Below are 18,350 nucleotides of genomic sequence, written 5' to 3' on the forward strand. Positions count from 1 at the left end.
GAAGTCTGCCATCCGGCACCGACACTCGCTTCCGGGTGCAGGGCCGTCTCCGTCGACGGCTGTGCCCAGGTCGGTGGGCAGATCCTTGCAATCGAATGTCCCTCGGCACCGCCCGAGGGCAGAATGGCCGCATGGCAACTTGAAGAGCACCGGCCGGACGAAAGTCCTGGCGCAAGACGGGCCACGGCTGGTCTGTCCGCGACGGTGACCGCTGGATCTGCACTGTATGCCACGAGCCTGTCCGCTCCTACCAGTACCGCTTCCACTCTCCCGGGTCCTCCAGCTTCGAGCGCTGCATCGGGTTCGTCTGGTGCTCGGGATGCCGGATCTACTCGGGCAACATGGTCTACGTTCCCCGCGAGCGGGCCCTGGTCGACGCCCTTGCAGCGCTGCCTGCCGGTAACCGAGACCGGCTGCTCCGAAAGGAAGCCGCGTTGATCGACTATCTGGACGGACAGGGCATCGGTCAGCACTGACTGGCGCCGTGCGCAGGAGACAGCCGCTCCAGCGCCGACCTCGCGGCGCGGGCAATGTGCTCGTCTATCCGGAGTTCCTCGTCCTCGTCGCCCGTGTTCACCCCGATCCGTGTGCAACGGTGCGCCAACGCTTCGATTACGGGAACCACCTGTTGAGCGAACGGACCCATGTCGCCGAGCAGAGCGCAGGTCTCCAGGCCGAACACGTCGTCGGTGAGGTAGTCCGGTAGGAGGTCGAGGAGCAGGGGCGCGACGCCCGGGCCCTGCACATTCCAGAGCAGGCGCATCGCGCGTGGATGGAGACGCCTTGGGTCCTGCGCCATCCGGCTCAGCCGCTCCGCGTGCCGGGGTGCGAGTCCGCCATACAGGTGGAGGCGCTCCATCAGCGGCAGGACGCGGCGCATTGCCCGGACGGTGTCCGGGAGTTGGTCGAGCCGGCGCTCGGCGTGGGTGCGTTCTCCGGTCACCGCGAGGAGCACGGCCGCGCACGTGTCGGCCAGATCCTCCCGCTCGAGGCAGCGCAGCAGCGCCGGTGCGGCTGAGGAAGCCGCTGGTCCCAGAGCCGCGAGGACGTCAAGGGCCCGGCGGCGGACCCACGAGCGGCACGTCTGCGACGAAGACACCGACGTGTCCACCAGTGCCACGAGTTCGGGAACCAGTGGCGCGGCTGCCGCCCCCAGACTGACGGCGGCGGCCAGGGCCCCAGCCAGCGGACAACCCGTGTGCCACCGGTTCTCGGGGCAGTGCTTGTCAGCCGCGCGAAGGGCCTCACGCGCAGCATCCACCCACAACGCCGGGTCGGTGCTTGGCGGGATGACGCCCTCGACGGCCTCAACGAAACCGCGCGCCATGAAGCCTGTTCTCACGAGACCACTCAGTACAGCGGCAGCGCGTTGATCCCCCACCCGTCCGAGACCCATGGCAGCCTCGGTCCGAATCCCCGGGTCCTCCAGCACCGCGGCCAGAACGTCCACGCACAGCCGGGAGGCGTCCAGACTCGCACAGATACTGCTCACCGCCTCGCTGCGCACCCTGGCGTCGATGTCGCCGACAGCCGCGCTCAGAGGCAGGCAGAGCCGGTCGGGCGCGCCACGCCAACGGCGCAGCGCCCCACGGGCGATGTCAGCGCCGGCCAGGCGAGCGACCGAGGACGGGTGGGCGACGAGACGCGACGCCCAGCTGTAGGCCGCCTCCTCGCGGTCCTGCCGGACCAGCGCGAGCGACCACCACCAGCCGGGACGAACGGCAAGCTTGGAGCCTGGGCCTCCCAGGCGCTCTCCGGCCGACGGCAGGCAGGACAGTGCGAGGTCCTCCCACATCGGCCACTGCTCCTCTGGAGCAACGCGGACCGCTGCGAGGGCTGCACGGAGTCGGACTGCTTCGTCCGGGTCGGTCCGCAGGCTTTCGGCGAGCGTGGTTGCCGCGTCGCCGGTGAGGTCCCCGTGCGAGCTGAACATTGCCTCCACGAGGGCGAGACGAGCCACCGGGTCAAGGGGCGAGTCCGGTTCCCGGACCATGTCGAGGGCGTGCTCCGGGTCGGCGGTCGCGAGGAGCCATGCCGCGCTGCGGCGGACGGTTCCGTCCGGATCAGCAAGGCACGATCGGGCATGCTCCGCGGCCACGTGCCAGGGTTGCGCACCCCAGCTCATGTCGTTCAGAAGCTGCAGGGTCCGGCAGCGGGCTTCGGCATCAGGATGCTCGCAGTAGCCGAAGAGCAGGCGGGCCACGGGGCCGTTGCGTTCTTCGCGCACGGCGGTGAACAGGGCGCTGCGGGCGTCACCGTAAGCGCTCCCCCTCGGGTCGGCGAGTGCGGCGGCAAGCCATGCGTCCACGAGTTGGTCCGGCTCGAAGGCCGTTCCGCCGGGGGTCACCGGCTGGAAAGGGCACTGCCCTTCAACAGAGTCGTCATGCGGCCGATCATGTCCAGTCGACGCAGGTTCCGCAACCGGATTCGGGCTGCCCTGACGGTGAACAGGTGCCGGAGCGGTGCTCTGACCCGCACATTCTGCTCGCTGGCCTCCAATCGCTCGGCACGGGCAAGGTGTTGGTCAGGACCCGTCCTCGATGACGTCGCACCACGGCTTGCCTTCGGCCCAGTGACGAACCCAGCCGGCGAAGCCCGACTGGCCCGTGGTGCCGCCGAATTCGGCGCCGAAGGGAGAGGCCCCCTCGCCGCAGATGAACCAGACGTGACCGCGGTGCTCGCCGGTCACGATCAGATGCCAGTTCATTCCGCATCCGTCGGTCCCCAGGACGATGGAGCCGTTCAGGAAGACAGCGTCCGTGTCGGGTTCCTCCTCGTCCTCCTCCCATACCCATCGTTCGGTGAGCGGGAAGGGGATACTCAGGTCGCGCTCTGCGAGGGCGTCCGGCCAGTCGGCGGGCAGGTCGCCGATCGGGAGGATCCCGTCGTAGTCGGTGGGGCCGAGCGATGTGCCGTCGGTGATCTCGGCGACGAAGGTCCGGTAGGGCTCGGGCAGCACGACACCGTTGTGTGCCTCGAAGGCGTGGACCGCCTCCCAGCCGAGAGCATCTTCCGGCCCGCCGTCCCCGAACTCCTCTCGGAGCAACTGCAGGTCGACCGGGGAGGCGTGTTCGGTGTTCAGGGTCATCGGGTGGTTTCCTCTCCGTCCTCAACGCGGATGGAGCGCCAGACGTGCTTAGCCCACGCCAGGTCCACGGTCTCGTCGAAGACGCAGCCGGTGACCAAGGCCGCGCCAGGCACCACGACAAAGCCGTAGAGCGTGTGCTGCTCCTTGCCCTCCCGCACGGTGGTCGTCCAGAACGCATGCCGCAGGCAGCCCGGTTCGCGCTCAGTGAGCTGCTGCTCGGCCGGTACGGACGGGGCGCCCTGGAGAAGCGCGGCGAGCTGGGCTTCAAGGTCGGCGTCCGGCTCGCGCCGCGTCAGGGCGTCGAGGAAGACCGTGCGGCCCGGGCCATGGAAACGGTGGCTGCCGTCGACGACTCGGCCTTGTAGGCCGGGTGTGCGCTCCATGGACCAGCGCCCGTCGACGCGGGTGCGAACGGCCACCGGAAGCGCGTGGCCGAAGCGGCTCAGGACGTAGTCGCGGTCCCATTCCTCGGTCAGGATCTCGGAGACGGCCGTGCTGTCCGCCGCCGTCACATACGGGATCTCGCCCTCGTTCAGGACGGTGGCGGTGACCCGCGCGTCTTGGAGGCGGTCCTGCCAGGGGCGGGTGGCGTTCGCCAGGGTTCCCTCGAACACCAGGTCGCGATAGGCGGGGGTCTCCCACGCCTCCGCGGCGCGGGCGAGGTCGGCGTCGGTGATCCGCAGCCAGGTGCCTATCACCAGCTCGATCCCGTCCGTGAGGCGGACCGGCAGCAGGCAACGGACGAAGGAGCCGTGCCCGTCTGCCTGCAGCAGGGCCTGCAGGTCCGCCGGGTGCCGTCGGCCCTGCTCGTCACCGCCGAACACGGCGTCCGGGAGGCCGAATCTGACATCGATGCGCTTGTCGTCCGGCGTGGGAGCGCCGCAGCAGGAGCAAGCTGGTACTGGATGGCTGATCACGGCGCGCAGCCTAGCCGGACCCGCTGACACCGAAGCACGGAGCGCCATGCGCGGTCCGAAAACCCCTTGCGGCCAGTCGGCCTGCTTGGTGGGATGCGGGGGTTTCGGCGGTGGGAGGGGACGGCTTGGCGGTGTTCGGGTGTGCCGGCTGTGGCGCGGTGCTGACCGCGGCGGTGTCGGAGGTGGCGTTGCCAATCCACCTGGCCAGCACGCATTGGGAGACGTTGCACCCGCCTCTGCTGGAGTCTGGTACGTATGCCGTCGACCCCGAGCCGTATGGGCCCCCGTGGCAGCAGTGGGACGAGGTCGGGGCGCGCGAGGCGGCGGAGCGGGGGCGTTTCGCGCCGTTCGGCGCGCTGTCCGACGGGCCGTCGGGCACTGTCCTCCTCGCGCCCGGCGACCTGCGCGGCACCCGGCTGATCCTGGAACGGGCCGGCGGCTACTGCATGGGAATCGACGGGAGAGACGGGCCGAACCTTGCCTGCCTGGGCTGCGATCTGCCGGTCGGCACGAGGATGGACGACTGCGGGTGCTGGCAGGTGGTCCGGCTCGTCCCGCAAGCGGTGGTGCGGCTGCCCGGCCCACCGGAGCGGCCGGTCATGGACTGGACGGAACTGCTGGCCGCTGGCGCGCTGTGGCACCGGCTGAGCAAGTACCGGGACGTCCCGGCGGGCGTCGCTCTCGCCCAGGTCGTGGTGGCCGCCGGGGACACGGCGGTCGAGGTGTCGCCCGGGCCGGTCGCCGAACTCCTCGGCCGGGCGCTCGGCGCGCTGCAACCCACCGGGGAAAGCGCGAAGCGGCTCGACCTGGCGGGGCCAGGATTCGGCGAGCCAGCCGCCGACCTGGTGCTGGTGCCGGTCCACCCAGAGACCGGAGACATCTGGCAGCCGCACTGCGGGGCGGTGCCGATTCGATCGCGGCGATGTAGTCGTGCTGGTTCGCGGTGGGCGACACGTGCCAGCCGAGCTCGTACTTCGACCAGTAGTCCCGGCAGCCCGCAAGCCGCCAGATGCCGCCGCCGGTCGTCTCGAACTCGGAGAAGTCGAGCTGCCAGACCTGGTTCGGGCCAGTCGGCTCGGTCGCGAAGGCGGCATTGCGGCGGGCGGCGAGCTGGCGCCGTTCCCGCTGGTAGTTCGCCTCCAGGAGCAGGCCCTCGTCCCGCAACAGCCGCAGCACGGTCGCCTGGGAGACGCGGTGGCCGTCGTGGCGGCACATCGCCCACACCTTGCGGTGGCCCCAGGCCGAGTGCGCGAGCGCGTGTCGGCGGGCGGTCTCCCGGACGCTCTCGCGAGCCGGGCGCGGCCACGGTCCTCTGGCCTGCGCGCCCTGGCGGCCGCGGGCCTGGTGGCGACGCCAGGTCCGCTCGGGCACGCCGATGAGCCGGCAGAACCTCGCGGTCGGCATGCCCGCCTCGGTGCGGATCACCTCGAGGTCCTCGAAGGGCCCAGCCGGCCCTCCGCGGACTTCTTCCACACCCGCAGCTCGACTGCCGCCTCACCCAGTGCCTGGGTCAAGTCGGCGACCTGGGCTTCGAGTTGCTGTTCCCGGGTGCTGGGGCCGGACTTGCCCGCGAGGCCGGCCCGGCTGGACTCCAGGAACTGGCGCTTCCAGGTCCCGATCGACTGCTCGGACACCTTCGCCCGCCGCGCGGCCTCAGCGACGGTCATCTCACCGGCCAGGATCGACAGCACGATCCGGACCTTCTCCTCCGGCGGCAGTGCCGGTGGCCTCACCATGATCGATCAGGCTCCTTCAAGCAGCAGGACCCGCAACAAACGAGCCCTGCCACAAAGTCTGACGCGCGACAGGACTACCCCCGGCCGCCAAAACCAGACAGCACCCAACAGGCCTGCGCAGCTTGAACCAGCAGGTCAGCACCCCGCAGTCGCGCGGGTAGCAGCACCGGTCGCCTCAGCAGGGCCCCACCTCGCACCCATCACAAACCGACAAAGCAAAAGGCGGCCAACTCGCGAAGGGTCAACCGCCTGATCAGGCTGCCACTTGGGCAATCTGTGCTTTGTGCGCCGCCAGGGACGCGAACCCCGGACCCGCTGATCAAGAGCGCGCACGTCTGGCGCCAGCTGCCCCGCTCGCGAGCCGCTCGCGAGTCGACGACAATTGAATCCGCAGGGCGTGCATGAAGAACAGTTCAAATTGGGGGCAATCATGAAGTTCAACAAGCTTGCCCCTGGGTTGGAGTTCATCTACCAAGAGTTCCTAGCGCACGGGGCCGAAGGTGCGGCGCGGGAGGCGGAACTGTGTGGCCTCACTGGAGTGGACACCACGGCCAGAATGCCTCGCATGCATGTCTTCCTGGAGTTCATCCCGGAAGCCAGGCTGAGCAACCTCAAGGACCACGGTGCAGTCCTGCATGCCGGGGGTGGATGTGTGCGAACAGCAACCGTTCCACTCGAGAGCTTGGCTGACCTGAGTGACGATCCAGAGATCGAATACATCGCCCCTTCTCATCAAGTGCATGCTTGTATCGATGTTGCGGCCGTGAGCATAGGCATCGACCTGATGAGAGCTCGATGGGGGAACGGCATCGGAAATGGCGAAGGCGTACTCATAGGAATTATCGACACAGGCATTGACCCGACACACCGCGCATTTTCTGGCCGCATTGATCGGATCTGGGACCAGACCCTGCCCGGAAAAGGTTTGCCGGAAGGTAACTTCGGTGAAGAACTACTCGGTGACGGAATCCTCAAATCAACAGATTCGCAAGGACACGGCACTCACGTCGCCGGAATCGCTGCCGGACAGGACTCACAGTTCATGGGAGTGGCCCCGGCAGCACACATAATCGTTGTCAAGGCCCTGCCCGGGACGTTGGGCCTGTCCGCAGGAATCAACTACGTCTTTCGCATTGCAGGACAACTCGACATGCCGGCCGTAGTCAATGTGAGCTGGGGAAGTCATGGCGACGCCCATGACGGAACTGACCCGCTCTCCCGGATGATCGACTACTGGGCCCGGCCAGGCCGGATCGTGTGCTGTGCCGCAGGCAACGAAGGACAACGCGACATTCACGCAGGCGTGGATATCTCTCCGGGAAGTTCTGAGGAAATCGCAGTACAGTCTGACGCTCTCCCAATCAACATAGAGGCCTGGTGCGCGGCGGAGGCTCAACTTAGGATGAGCGTCGTCTCTCCGTCTGGACAGGCGACACCTGTCGAACCACTCGCCCCAGCCCCCGCGAAAGATCCATACACGCTTCCCGAAGGCCGTGCGCGTCTGGTGACCAGGAAGGATCCGGGGAACCAACACCATCACATGAAGGTCTCAATCCGCCCAACGTCGGCGAGGCCGGGGTACCAGTGGCGGCTACACCTGGAGAACGTTGGAACCGAGGCGGTCTATGTCGATGCATGGCTGGCCAATGTCAGGGAAGTCCGTGAAGATGTGAGGTTCATCGGGCCTGGCGTAGTCCGCGGAATGCGAATCGGTTCCCCAGGAGCGGCAACATCCGCCATCACGGTCGCTAGCTACACCACCCGAACGAGTTGGCGTTGTCAGGATGGTTGCGAGAAGAGCCTTCCGCTGACCCCCGGGGCGATCTCCGACTTCAGCAGTGACGGACCTCGACGCGACGGGGCACCGAAACCAGACCTCGCCGCACCGGGCGCGATGATCATTTCATGCCGGTCGCACGCTTACACGGCCACGACGGACTGGCTCATCGACGACGACTACATGATCATGGGTGGAACCAGCATGGCATGCCCCTTTGTCGCCGGGCTTGCTGCACTTATGCTGGAGCGCCAGCCGTCCCTTGATCCCCTGCAACTGAAGGAGATCATGAGGGTGCACTGCGTCAGAGCGGGGCATACCCCAGATGACTTCGACACGAAGTGGGGCTTCGGCCTAATCGATGCCTCCTACCTCTAGGGGTTTGTCAAGTGGACGAGCTCAAGATCGACGCGGACCTGCTGGAAGCGCTCGAGGCGCTGCCTGACGCCAGCGAGCAACGTCTTGCCGTCTTCATCCACCTGGCCGACGAGCCGACCAGCGAGGAACGCGAACTGCTTGCACACGTGGGCGCGGCAATGTTGCCTGCAAGCTCCACGACGACTTACGCGATGATGACCCCCCGCGACGTTAGAGCGCTCTCCGAGGAGCCTTGGGTCTTCGCCCTCACGCTCTCCACCCCGGTGCATCCGCTAGCTTCGAGCAGCTGGCTGGACTGAGTAGTCGTTCCGCGCCCCCACCACCAGCCGGAGCCTTCCCAACTGGCGCGCTTTCCCCCAATGGCCTAGCAATGCGTGAGCCTCGCCGCGGCTTGGGCATACTAGCCCCAGGCGCCAATGGGAAGCGCCTGCGAATGCCGCCTAGATAAGGGGATTCCTCTGTGACTAGTCACGAAAAGCCCGTCAAGGCGAACACGGTGCCAATCATGGTCCCAATCTGGCAGAGTGTTCCGGAAGAGTCTTTTCCCGATATTGAAGACGACAACTTGCCAGTCGATGTTCGCGCCTTTCACTTCGGGGGCGACAAAGGAAGTAGTTTTACAGAAAAAGCAATTCAGAAGACAATCGAACTCGCAGAGGTGCAACTCGACGCCGAAAGTTACAACAGGATCTGTTCGCAGATCTTTACTCTGGCCATGGCGCAGGAGGCGGGGGAGTCTGATTCAGTTGAGCCTCGACGGAAGTTTCGAGTCGAGGAAATCACGGTGCGTCTCGGCGTTCACGCCAATGGCTCGCTGGCTTTCGTTGCCGAGGCAGGTATCGAGGCGGGTGTCGAGGTGACTTTCAAGCGCGCCTGACTCCCCTTCCGACATCCTGGGGAGAGGTCCTCGGCGACGAAACCGTCGCCGCCATGATCGACCGACTCGTTCACCACGCCGAAGTCCACTCCCTCAAAGGCGAGTCCTACCGCATGCGGGGACGCGAACTCGGACGCATCCCCACCGACGACAACGAATGACACACCATCCAGCGAGACTACGACTGGCCCACAAGTGGACCGCCGAGACCGGACCGTTTTCAGCGGTCGCCGACAGCTTCCCAGCGGTATTCCTTGACCGCCCACCGAGGCCGAGCGGATTGAACACCAAGGTCCTCTCGTCGGCCGCCTGCAGTTCTTCGAGCGTCTTGAGGGTCATGTTGATCGTGGCCTTCCTGACCTTGCGTCGTAGCGGACCGGTCAGGATGGGGCTCATCAGCGCACTGACGCAGCCGGACTGACGCCCGCCGACACGATGCGCAAGAGCTCCTGACTGCCGCTGGCCGACGGCGGAGTCTGGATCGTGCTGCTGGACAGCTTCGACGAGGCGTTGGGGCAGGCTGCCCGTCGCGCTCCCTCCCGGTGTGTGCCGGCAACATCACACTTGGAACCAGGGAGGCGCCATCGCCCTACGAGCACGCAAGACCGCCTGCACGGGTGCCAGTGCCGCGTTCAGCGACTCTATGGAGCCGGCGCTCCAGGCTTCCACGGATGCCAACATGCCGTCGATCCGGGAAACGAGCTTCCCTGCACTCTCGTCACCGCTGAGCTCAGCAGCAAGGCCAAGACCCCGGCGGCAGTGCACCACGCACTCATGCAAGCTGGCCTGGGCATCTTCGTCGCCAGCTGCCAGTTCACTGCCCAGCCGCGCTGCCTCTCCAGTCACCTGCGCTGCAGCAAGGGCGATGACATGGCGCACGGCTGGCGCAGGGAGCGAACCGCTGTTGATCAAGGCGTTGACCGTTAGAGGAAATATATCCTCGGGCGCCCGCAGTGTCCCCCCGGTCGCCTCCGCCAGCAGTCGTTCAACCCAGTTGCGATCGAGGGATATCGGCGTGAGATTTGGTGTTCGCTGCCACACCAACCAATGCGAAATGGCAGGGTCCAGCTCCGCAGATCGGACGATCCCGAGACACAGTCGGAGAAAGCTGTCTGAATCGAGAGACTGCACCACGAGCTCAAGGGTGCTGCCGGAGCGCCGGAGGTCGTGGACAGAGATGCCATAGCCCCCCATCGCTTCCAAGATGGCGAGGTTGCGAGCGGACTCAGGTGCCTTTGTCAGCCAGTCTCGAACCGGTGGCTTGGCGATGGCGAACGCGACCTCCATTCCGTGGTGAAAGGCCTGGCAGACTGCCCGGGCTCGCTCGGCTGCCATGAAGAGGGACTCCAGTGTGACGGTATCTTCGCCGAGGCGCGCAGCGCCAAGAGCGGAATCCCACCAGATGTCGCGATGGGCGATTGCGTTCCGCCAGGGAACATCAATCACCGAGGCCAGCGCCTCGAACAACCTTCCCTTGCGACGCGCGAGCGCGTCGTGGACAGGCCTCAGGGTGGAGTCGCCGGGGAGGCGTTGGCCCGCAAATGCGAGCGCGGCGATCGCAGTCCGCCGAGCGTCGCCCTCGACGGCGAGCACGTAGGCGTTCGCCGCCGATTCAAGCTTGTGCTCGTCGTCTCGATCGCTCGATTCAAGTTCACGATGCGCCTTGAAGAAGCCAGCATGCCCCTGCCACATCGTCCGTTCCCCGGCCCACTGCTCCTCCCAGGCGGCCATGAAGGCGGCTTCATCGGTTCCGAGCGCCTCCAGGACCAGGTCCCTGGCGGCCACCGCGACGCGATTCGCCACGAGAGGAAACGACGACGTGATCAGAACTATCAGGTGGCGCCGAAGCGAAGGGCTCAGCGCCACAGAGCTGTCGATGAGGTGCGCTGACTGACCGCGAAGCCGACGATCGAGGTGGGTTTCGTCCCGAGACCACACCGCCTCGAGCCTGGAAGTGAAAGCCAGTCCCTGGCCGTCGACGAGCTCCCGGTCATCGATCCCGATTGCCCTCTGGATTGCGCCGTCCTCGACCTTCACCAGGACGGGGGCCTCATCGATGGTCAACTGGCGAACTTCCGCGGACGCCTGCCCCGTCAACGAGATCAGCTGACGCCAGCCAGGCTCGGACCAGTCCTGCTTCTCGCATACGGCGATCGCGGCGACAACGCGGCCGACCAGACTGACGTACCGGGCCAAGTCTCTGCGCGGTGGGTAGGCGGTCTCGGGGGGCAGGAACCTCAGGATGTCGACGTCGGCGACCATGCTTCGAACGCCGGCGCGCAGTTCATCGACCGCGCGAGCCAGACGCCGCTCCGCATTGCTGCCCTGTGATCCGTCCTCCTGTAGGACCTCCAACAAATGCGCCAGAGCGCCGTGAAGGCTACCCCAAGTAGTCGACAGGTCCGCCTCTCCCAGGACACTGCGCCACTGGCCACTCGTCACGGAGATGTGCGCCCGTGTACGAGCGCTGCCGCCGAGTACCTCGGATGCCGCAACGAGGAAGTCGGGGTCGCGCTGCAGTAATCCTCTGACGGCGGGCCGCTGGCCGGGACTCGCCAGGCCGCTCCAGGCTGGCAACTTGACGATCGCGTCATTGTCCACGAACGGATCATGCCATGCAGACGATCACGCAGTCAGCCGGGTGAGGGAACTGAACCGCTGCCGCTCTGGACAAAGACATCCAGACGCCGCTCCAAGGCCCCTCGGCCTCGACCATGCTGGCTGGGCACCTGCAGCGTTGGCGCGCTCCCGGACTCCGGCGTTGAGACCTGGAGACCGCGGGCTCGGCAGGCATCGGAGCGGTGGATGTTCGCGGGCGGTGATCTTCGTGTGCCGATACTCGCAGCGTTTTCCGTACTACCTTTGTCGCCTCAACTTCCTTCCTGAGGAGGAGCGCTAGTGAGCGCTGCAGTACCTTGCCTGGAGATCCGCTTCCACGGCCGAGTCATCGAACATCTCGGCATAGACATGTACCAGTCGCCGGTCGCGGCGATCGCAGAGTTGGTCTCGAACGCCTGGGACGCGGACGCGAGCCAGGTCGACGTGACCCTCCCCGACAACGTCAAGTCCGACTCGGCGCGCATCGTCATCAGCGACAACGGGGAGGGCATGACTCTCCAGCAGTGCCAGGACAGGTACCTCAACGTCGGGTACAACCGACGTCGTGACAGGGAGTCGGACCGCACGCCCGCTGGCAGGCCGATGATGGGGCGCAAGGGCATCGGCAAGTTCGCCGGCTTCGGCATCGCGCGCTTCGTCGAGGTGGACACGACCAGCAAGGAGACCGGCGAGCGGACGGTTTTCCGACTGGACGCGGAAGTACTGATCGACGGGTCCTCGTCCTACGCGAACAGCGAGCCGTTGACCGTCGAACTCATCCGGCACGAGCCTGCGGATCCGAGTCGGACCAAGGACCACGGGACCGTCATCACGTTGCAGGGGCTCAGTCTGAAGCAGCGGCCGCCCGTTGAGCGTTTCAGGACCAGCATGGCGCGCCGCTTCCTGCTCCTGGAGCGCTCCGACGACTTCAAGGTCCTCGTCAACGGTGCGACGATCTCCGACATCGAGGACGTCGAGAAGATCGAGTTCTCCTTCCCCCGGTCGTACGCCGAGTACGACCTTCCTGTCCCCGCGGGGCTGGAGATCGACGGTGAGTGGGGAGTCGAGAAGCTCTCCGACGGAAGTCGGATTCGCTGGAGGTTCGTCTTCTACCGGGAGCCCATCGGTGACGACGAGCTGACCGGTGTTTCCATCTTCAGCCATCACAAGCTGTCCCAGCGCCCGTTCATCTTCAACCTCTCGGGCGGCCTCGGTGGCCAGACCGCGATTCACTATCTCTCAGGGCGCGTCGAAGCAGATTTCCTGGACGAGCAGGACAAGGACCTCATCTCGACGGAGCGGCAGCGCGTCAACTGGGACGTGGACGAGACTCAGCCTCTGCTGGAGTGGGGCAGGGCAAGGGTTCAAGCCCTTCTGCGAACCTGGCAGGATCTCCGCGCCCGCGGGAAGAAGGAGGCGATCGAGAACCGTATCCGCCCCTTCTCTCAGCGTCTCGGCAAGCTCGAACGGCCCGAGCGGAGGGTCGTCGACAAGGCGCTCCTCTCGCTCGCCAAACTGCCTGCGGTGAACGAGGACCAATTCGCGGATCTGGCCGAGTCCGTGCTCACCGCCTGGGAAGGGGGCCGCCTCAAGAGCCTCATCGACGAGCTCGCAGAAGCAGAGACGATGGACTCCGAGGCGCTCGTCGCCATCCTGATGCAGTCCCAGGTGATGAGTGCCCTGCATGCCGCGGAGCGTGTGAAGAGCCAGCTGAACCTGATCGTGGGGCTGGAGGAACGTGTCAAGCGTCGCGCTCTGGAGCTCGAGGTCAGGGACTACATCGCCGAACACCCGTGGCTGATTCAGCCTCGGTGGGACACCTTCAAGGTCGAACGCGGGATTGACCCGTTGGTGAAGGAGGTCGCGAAGGCGGTTTACGGGGATGCCTGGAACGCACGTGTCGACCTCGTGCTGTCATCAGGGTCGCAGCTGCTCGTGGTGGAGTTCATGCGGCCAGGGCTGAAGGCCGACTGGGACCACTTGAACCGCTACGAACGCTACGTGACGAGGCTGCGCACAGCAGTGATTGCGTCCGACAGTCAGTTCCGCATGGTCACGGGCCTGTTGGTCGCAGATCACATCGACCGTGCGGCGGACGTCGCTTCCAAGGTCCAAACGCTGCGCAGCCAGGACATGGATGCCACGGACTGGCCCGGGCTGCTACGACAGGCTCGTCGTCAGTGGGAGGCCTACTTCGACATCCTGCGTGACCGGGCGCCGGACGACAGCCGCATGCAGCAGCTCGCCGAGGGACAGGCCGAGCCCCGGTCGATCTCGGCCGAGGACTGATTCGGCTCATCGATCAGGGATCGATCCCCGAGATTCGACACGAGGGCCTCGCACAGTGGCGAGGCCCTCAGTGCTCCAGGGCGCGGCGCGTATCGGCACGCACGCCTCTGACCAGGGCGTAGAGGTCGGTGGCGGACGCGGCGTCCAGATCCATGAACGCGGTGAGTCGCAGCAGCCTGATGAGGCTTTGCCGGAACACCGTGCGGGACGGCACCCCATCCGCGTCGCGAGGATCCTCAGCGTGGGCGCGGACGATCGAGCGCACGAGAGCCGGCGATCCTGCGAGCGCGGAGCGTCGAGCCATGATCTGGTCCAGGTCCGCCTCGCCCATCACTGCGAGCAGGTGGTAGGGGTCGTCGGCGTCCGGATCCCTGAGGACGTGCGCACGGGTCCACAACCGGCCGAGGGCGTGCCGGGTCAGGTCGGTGCTCTTGAACCGGTCCCCTGTGTAACCCTTTCCCGGCTTCGCGGGCCAACGCCACGTGCAGACGTCCGGCAGGAGCACCAGGGCGAGGAACGCCCAGATCTGTCGCTGAGCAGCCTCTCCGGGGATCAGCAGAGACTGCTCGTGCAGCACCCGCGCAACAGCGCGGTCGAACGCCGCCCCTTGGGCATTGGTCGGTTCTTCGGGATAGCCCTGGGCGCGGGCGACCGCCAGGACGCTGAGCCGCAGCCGCTGCAGGTCATCGCGTGATGCGCGTTGGCCCCCTGTCGCTGCGAACACGGCGCGCGTGGACTGATAGGCCACCATGTTCTCGTGCGCGCCGCTCGGTACCTGATGGAGCACCTCGAACAGGCGGTTGGCCTCCGCCGGGAGCAAGCGTGGGTAGAGCAGACTCACTTCTGGCCGTCCCTCGGGAAACCGATGCCATTCTGAACGTCAGCCCGGAACCGGGAGGGATCCCGACGCCGTTCGTCGTGAAGCCTCTTGATCGCTTGGTCGACGCCCTCCCCGGGACGTGCAAGGTACGTTCGAATCAGGGCTCGCACGAGGCCGGCCATGGTGATGCCCTGTCCGTTGTCCTCGTGACTCGCCGCCGGCTCGTCCAGGAACGCCTCGTCGTCGAGCGCGCGGCCTATGAGGTCGCACACGATGTCGACCTCCAGAAGCCCCCAGAGGTCACCCGGGGCGTCCTTCTTCTCCGCTTCCAGGGCACGTCTGATTTCGGGATTGTCCTCGTTCAGCAGTACGAGCAGACTCCCCATCGCCGCCTGCTGCCAGTCCCCACCGTCCATGCTGACGTACCAGGCCGCGCCCGGTGGAAGGCCTGCCTCGCGGAACGACACCGGGGCGACCGGCAGAAGGCCCGCCGACCCTTCCAGATGCATCCTCGCCTGGTCGCTCCACAGGATGGAGCCGGCACGGGTCGCGACGAACGGGTCCGAGTACGGCAGGTCCGAGGCGAGTTCCAGCAGCGTCTCGATCGTCAGCTCTCCACCGAGGTCCAAACCCTCTGCGACCACCTGGATCTCGCAGGCCACCTTGTCGCCGCGCATCGGCAGGATCTCGCGGAAGGCCGCGTGCTTGATGAGGGAGGTGGATGGCCAGTAGCGCACGGACAGGCGCAGCCCCGCGTCGGCGGGCAGACCGCAGTCCTCGCGCAGCTCGGCGAGATCGACCTGCACGACTCTGCTCATCGCGATGTCCGTCGTGTAGTCCCAGTCGGGCAACGCCATCGGCAGCGGTTCACCCGCGGCGACCCCCAACTGCCATTTCTCGGCGTGTACTCGGTCGACCGGGCGACGGTACGGCCAGGCGCGCACGCTCATGACTGCCTCACAACGCTGATGTCGACGACCACGTCGGCCACGGCCGTGACGATCAGCTCCACCTCCATGGGCCCACCTTCGTGCTGCAGGACGTCCCCCGGGACGATCCCACCGTCGGCCGTACGCCATCCCATGACCGCTGGTACCGCGGCGCCCACCGGGGGCGAGTCCTCGGCAGCCCCGTCGCCGGTGAGCACGTAGGCCAAGCCCTGGATCCGGTCCGGTCCGTGGACGACGACGCGTTGCACGAGCACGGGTCGTCCGGCGACGACGTCGAAGGTCGGCTCCGACACCAGGGTCGGCCGTCGGGTCGGACCCCCCGGCCTGCCCTGGGTGGCACGGCCGCTCCGGATGCCGCCCCCGCCCTGCCCATCGCCATCGGGACCGGCGCCCCCGGACATTCCGGCGTCCACCCCAGAGGCTCCTGCACGCGTCCGCGAGTCGCCTGCCCGACCGGTCGTGTCCAGCACCGCGGTTCCCGTCCCCCCCGGGCCGGCGAGCAGGTGCCCCAGACGCTGAGAGACAGAGCTCATGGCGTACCGCCCGACCTTCACCTGACGCTTCGCCTGAGCCCCACTCAGAGCGTCGCAGCGATCCTTCAGCCGCCGTCCCGTAGTACGCACGAAGGTGGCTTCCCGACCCTTCAGCTGCCTGTACTCCCACACGTCGTGGGTCGGGGGTTCCGACTGGGAGAAGATCCCGTCCAGGTCGTCCGCGACCTTGAAGACCCCCGCGTAGCCCGCGTCAGGGGTCGAGCGCTCAGGGCCGGCGTAGTAGCGGGTCACCAATTCCGGTCCGCGCAACAGACAGACATGGTGCGGTGCCCCCTCGATGCCCAACTCGCGTGCCGCCGGCGAGAGGACACTTGCCCCGTAAGTGTAGTCGTATGCGAAGGATCCCAGGTCCTTGCGGGGATTACCGCAGACCAGGGTCTCGCTCTGACCGCCTATTGCCTTGCGGTAGGCGTCGGCGAAGGAGGCCAGGGTCGCATCGTCATCAGGGGAAGGCACAGGGACGGTCACTCCGTTGGCAGTGACCGCCACGGTCATGCGGACTCGACGCTCCGGGAGGAGGATCGGCCACAGGTTCCATGCCGAGGCGTCCGCGAGGTGGATGCCTGCGTCCTGGACCGTCAGCTCCTCGGTCGTCTCGGAATCCGGCAACGATGGATCGGTGAGGTCAGGATCGACCACGATGACCGTCGTCCCGGTCTCGTCGGCGTCGAACCCCGCCAGTCCGAGGCTACCCGCTGCGGCGTCGGCGAGTTCGTTCCGGAGCGGCTCGCAATGGTCCTTCTCAGGCAACCCCCACCAATGACGGCCAGTACGTTGAATTCCGCCGTCCCAGAACGCCTTCCGGATGGCGGAGCCGATGAAGCGGGACTCCAAGGCGCCGTCCTCACGCCTGAAGCGTGTATGGATGAAGATGCAACCCGTCCTCGACAGACGGTAGAACGCACCCTTGCCATAGCCGAAGGTGCCGCCACTGGGATGCCCCGTCGACACTCCCTCGCGGTCTCCGCTGTTGAGGACGAACCGCAGCCACTCCCGCCTCTCGGTCCGTCCTGAGTCCGAGCGTGTGGGCCCACCCAGTCCCGTGGTGCCGCGGTCGGAAACCGCCAGGTACCGGATCGACCCCGCCTGCGCGATCTGGCGGAACATCGGGTCCTGGTCCCTGATCTGGGCCGCCGCGCTCGTGAACAGCCTGCGCCATTCGTTGGCATGCCCGGCGCCCACCGTGCACAGGTCGAGCCGGAAACGGACGACCTCCTGCTCGGGCAGGCGCGCGTCCCACGAGTTCTGCGCGGCCTCTCGAACCAGCAGGGAGAGCCGCGAGAGGCTCGGGCGACCCAACTGGTTCAAGAGGCCATCGGCGGTGATGCCGCCATCCGCGCGGAAGGGCTGTGCGTACCAGCCTGGCCGGCTCAAATATCGGCTCCCAACTCGGTGATCACCCGCTCCCGGTCCGCGTGTGCCGGAACCGTGTCGAGGTCGATGCTGTATTCCAGGTCCATGGCGCCAACTGGCACCACGCCCCCGAGGAAGGATCCTGGAGTGATCCTCGGGAACTGGTCCCCCACTTCATACCAGCGTTGTTCGATCGTGACGAACCGGATGTCGGAAGCCGGTCCCTCGCCTTCCGATGGCAGACCGAGGGCCCTCAGCCGCGTCTCCAGTTCTTCAAGGTCCTCGACCCGGGGACTGCATGCCTCGAGTACGTCGAACACCGATCTGGCATCGGGCGCGCTCGACTTGGCCACCCGGAACCAGGCCAGGAAGAGCGCGGTGCCGGGCGGCGTCTCCAACTGGTCCGCGCCGTGGATGCGAACGACACGGTTGTCGGCGGCCGTAGTCGCCTTCACCTCGATGGCGCTCTTGGATCCCCGGAAGTCCTGAGGGCAGCCCAACGGCCCTAGCCAGTGCCTGATGGCTCCAGGTTCTCTGTCGAGCAGCGCCTCCAGGACGACCAACTCGGCGAACAGCCCGGCGAGTCGGGGCAGCGTCCATCGCTCCGTGGTGCCCCCGAACAGGAGCCGCCAGGCGTTGAGTGTGCGCGCGATCCGGGCAGGCCGCCCCTCGGGCTCCGCCGCGATCTGGACGCACAGTTCGGCGACCAGGCTGGTGAACGTCGTCTGCAGGTCAGCACGCCGGCACGACAGGTCCGCGTAGCGGACCGGCAATTCGTCACCGAGCAGGAGCGACCGTGTGACGAGGTGGACTCCGGCGCTGCGCCGGTCGTCGTCCAGCTGGTCCTCCGGGGCTATCGGCACCAGGAGGTGCCGACGTCCCTCCGCGCTTCTCCCTAGCCGGAGCAGTCCCTGGACGGTGGGGATCTGCAGTTCAGCGGACAGCATGCGGGCGTCCGGTTGCCGGATCGCCTCCTGGTCGAGGCGCATCCACATCTGTTCCAGCATCGAGTG

The 18,350-nt window shown here is 66.8% G+C and carries 16 protein-coding genes; 6 read left to right on the forward strand and 10 right to left on the reverse strand.

Annotation, left to right across the window (positions count from 1 at the left end):
* Window positions 1-341 precede the first annotated feature (341 nt).
* A complete protein-coding gene (locus DN069_RS42425; RefSeq protein WP_279387914.1) occupies window positions 342-476 on the forward strand; it encodes a hypothetical protein in 135 nt (44 codons plus the stop codon).
* Here the strand turns inward: DN069_RS42425 and DN069_RS20285 are convergent.
* The 5 genes from DN069_RS20285 to DN069_RS20310 all read right to left on the reverse strand — a co-directional run bounded on the left by DN069_RS20285 (window position 467) and on the right by DN069_RS20310 (window position 5,741).
* On the reverse strand, window positions 467-2,308 hold the full coding sequence (locus DN069_RS20285) for a HEAT repeat domain-containing protein (protein WP_133259983.1): 1,842 nt from the start codon (window positions 2,306-2,308) through the stop codon (window positions 467-469). The genes DN069_RS42425 and DN069_RS20285 overlap by 10 nt on opposite strands.
* A gap of 216 nt (window positions 2,309-2,524) precedes the next feature.
* Complete coding sequence (locus DN069_RS20290; RefSeq protein WP_111502881.1) at window positions 2,525-3,082, reverse strand: SMI1/KNR4 family protein; 558 nt, start codon at window positions 3,080-3,082, stop codon at window positions 2,525-2,527.
* A 2-nt stretch (window positions 3,083-3,084) separates the two neighbouring features.
* On the reverse strand, window positions 3,085-4,005 hold the full coding sequence (locus DN069_RS20295) for a DUF2199 domain-containing protein (protein WP_165845560.1): 921 nt from the start codon (window positions 4,003-4,005) through the stop codon (window positions 3,085-3,087).
* 597 nt (window positions 4,006-4,602) lie between these two features.
* Window positions 4,603-5,409, reverse strand: coding sequence for an IS3 family transposase (locus DN069_RS42870; protein ID WP_424556306.1), 807 nt, complete (start codon window positions 5,407-5,409; stop codon window positions 4,603-4,605).
* 17 nt (window positions 5,410-5,426) lie between these two features.
* A complete protein-coding gene (locus DN069_RS20310; RefSeq protein ID WP_111502803.1) occupies window positions 5,427-5,741 on the reverse strand; it encodes a transposase in 315 nt (104 codons plus the stop codon).
* Between the two features lie 430 nt (window positions 5,742-6,171).
* On the opposite strand from DN069_RS20310, the gene DN069_RS20315 reads away from it, so the two are divergent.
* The 4 genes from DN069_RS20315 to DN069_RS20330 all read left to right on the forward strand — a co-directional run bounded on the left by DN069_RS20315 (window position 6,172) and on the right by DN069_RS20330 (window position 8,934).
* Window positions 6,172-7,896, forward strand: a complete 1,725-nt coding sequence (locus DN069_RS20315; protein WP_133259984.1) for a S8 family serine peptidase — start codon at window positions 6,172-6,174, stop codon at window positions 7,894-7,896.
* Between the two features lie 11 nt (window positions 7,897-7,907).
* Window positions 7,908-8,195 (forward strand): hypothetical protein, encoded by a 288-nt coding sequence (locus tag DN069_RS20320; RefSeq protein ID WP_111502807.1) that lies wholly within the window; start codon window positions 7,908-7,910, stop codon window positions 8,193-8,195.
* 161 nt (window positions 8,196-8,356) lie between these two features.
* Window positions 8,357-8,773 carry a Pepco domain-containing protein gene (locus DN069_RS39450; protein ID WP_133259985.1) on the forward strand — a complete coding sequence of 139 codons (417 nt, stop codon included), beginning with the start codon at window positions 8,357-8,359 and terminating at the stop codon, window positions 8,771-8,773.
* Window positions 8,770-8,934: an ATP-binding protein gene (locus DN069_RS20330; protein ID WP_279387915.1), complete on the forward strand. Its 165-nt coding sequence runs from the start codon at window positions 8,770-8,772 to the stop codon at window positions 8,932-8,934. The genes DN069_RS39450 and DN069_RS20330 overlap by 4 nt, the downstream gene beginning before the upstream one ends.
* 397 nt (window positions 8,935-9,331) lie before the next feature.
* On the opposite strand, the gene DN069_RS20335 is transcribed toward DN069_RS20330, so the two are convergent.
* Window positions 9,332-11,374: a hypothetical protein gene (locus tag DN069_RS20335; RefSeq protein ID WP_111502811.1), complete on the reverse strand. Its 2,043-nt coding sequence runs from the start codon at window positions 11,372-11,374 to the stop codon at window positions 9,332-9,334.
* A 297-nt stretch (window positions 11,375-11,671) separates the two neighbouring features.
* On the opposite strand from DN069_RS20335, the gene DN069_RS20340 reads away from it, so the two are divergent.
* Window positions 11,672-13,660 (forward strand): ATP-binding protein, encoded by a 1,989-nt coding sequence (locus DN069_RS20340; RefSeq protein WP_111502813.1) that lies wholly within the window; start codon window positions 11,672-11,674, stop codon window positions 13,658-13,660.
* Between the two features lie 67 nt (window positions 13,661-13,727).
* Here DN069_RS20340 and DN069_RS20345 read toward each other — a convergent pair whose 3' ends face one another.
* The 4 genes from DN069_RS20345 to DN069_RS20360 are packed head-to-tail and all read right to left on the reverse strand — an operon-like array spanning window position 13,728 to window position 18,344.
* A complete protein-coding gene (locus tag DN069_RS20345) occupies window positions 13,728-14,501 on the reverse strand; it encodes a DUF6339 family protein (RefSeq protein WP_111502815.1) in 774 nt (257 codons plus the stop codon).
* Window positions 14,498-15,430, reverse strand: coding sequence for a hypothetical protein (locus tag DN069_RS20350; RefSeq protein WP_133259986.1), 933 nt, complete (start codon window positions 15,428-15,430; stop codon window positions 14,498-14,500). The genes DN069_RS20345 and DN069_RS20350 overlap by 4 nt, the downstream gene beginning before the upstream one ends.
* Window positions 15,427-17,358 (reverse strand): hypothetical protein, encoded by a 1,932-nt coding sequence (locus tag DN069_RS20355; RefSeq protein WP_111502819.1) that lies wholly within the window; start codon window positions 17,356-17,358, stop codon window positions 15,427-15,429. The genes DN069_RS20350 and DN069_RS20355 overlap by 4 nt, the downstream gene beginning before the upstream one ends.
* Window positions 17,355-18,344: a PD-(D/E)XK motif protein gene (locus DN069_RS20360; RefSeq protein ID WP_165845561.1), complete on the reverse strand. Its 990-nt coding sequence runs from the start codon at window positions 18,342-18,344 to the stop codon at window positions 17,355-17,357. The genes DN069_RS20355 and DN069_RS20360 overlap by 4 nt, the downstream gene beginning before the upstream one ends.
* Between the last annotated feature and the right edge of the window lie 6 nt (window positions 18,345-18,350).

Origin of the sequence: Streptacidiphilus pinicola, assembly GCF_003258295.1 — a bacterium.
Lineage (GTDB): Bacteria > Actinomycetota > Actinomycetes > Streptomycetales > Streptomycetaceae > Streptacidiphilus > Streptacidiphilus pinicola.

Bases quoted from the DNA above. Each gene is read 5' to 3' on its own strand.
- DN069_RS42425 (WP_279387914.1), top strand. From the start codon at position 342: ATGGTCTACGTTCCCCGCGAGCGGGCCCTGGTCGACGCCCTTGCAGCG.
- DN069_RS20315 (WP_133259984.1), top strand. From the start codon at position 6,172: ATGAAGTTCAACAAGCTTGCCCCTGGGTTGGAGTTCATCTACCAAGAG.
- DN069_RS20360 (WP_165845561.1), bottom strand. From the start codon at position 18,344: ATGCTGGAACAGATGTGGATGCGCCTCGACCAGGAGGCGATCCGGCAA.
- DN069_RS20310 (WP_111502803.1), bottom strand. From the start codon at position 5,741: ATGGTGAGGCCACCGGCACTGCCGCCGGAGGAGAAGGTCCGGATCGTG.
- DN069_RS42870 (WP_424556306.1), bottom strand. From the start codon at position 5,409: ATGCCGACCGCGAGGTTCTGCCGGCTCATCGGCGTGCCCGAGCGGACC.
- DN069_RS20350 (WP_133259986.1), bottom strand. From the start codon at position 15,430: ATGAGCGTGCGCGCCTGGCCGTACCGTCGCCCGGTCGACCGAGTACAC.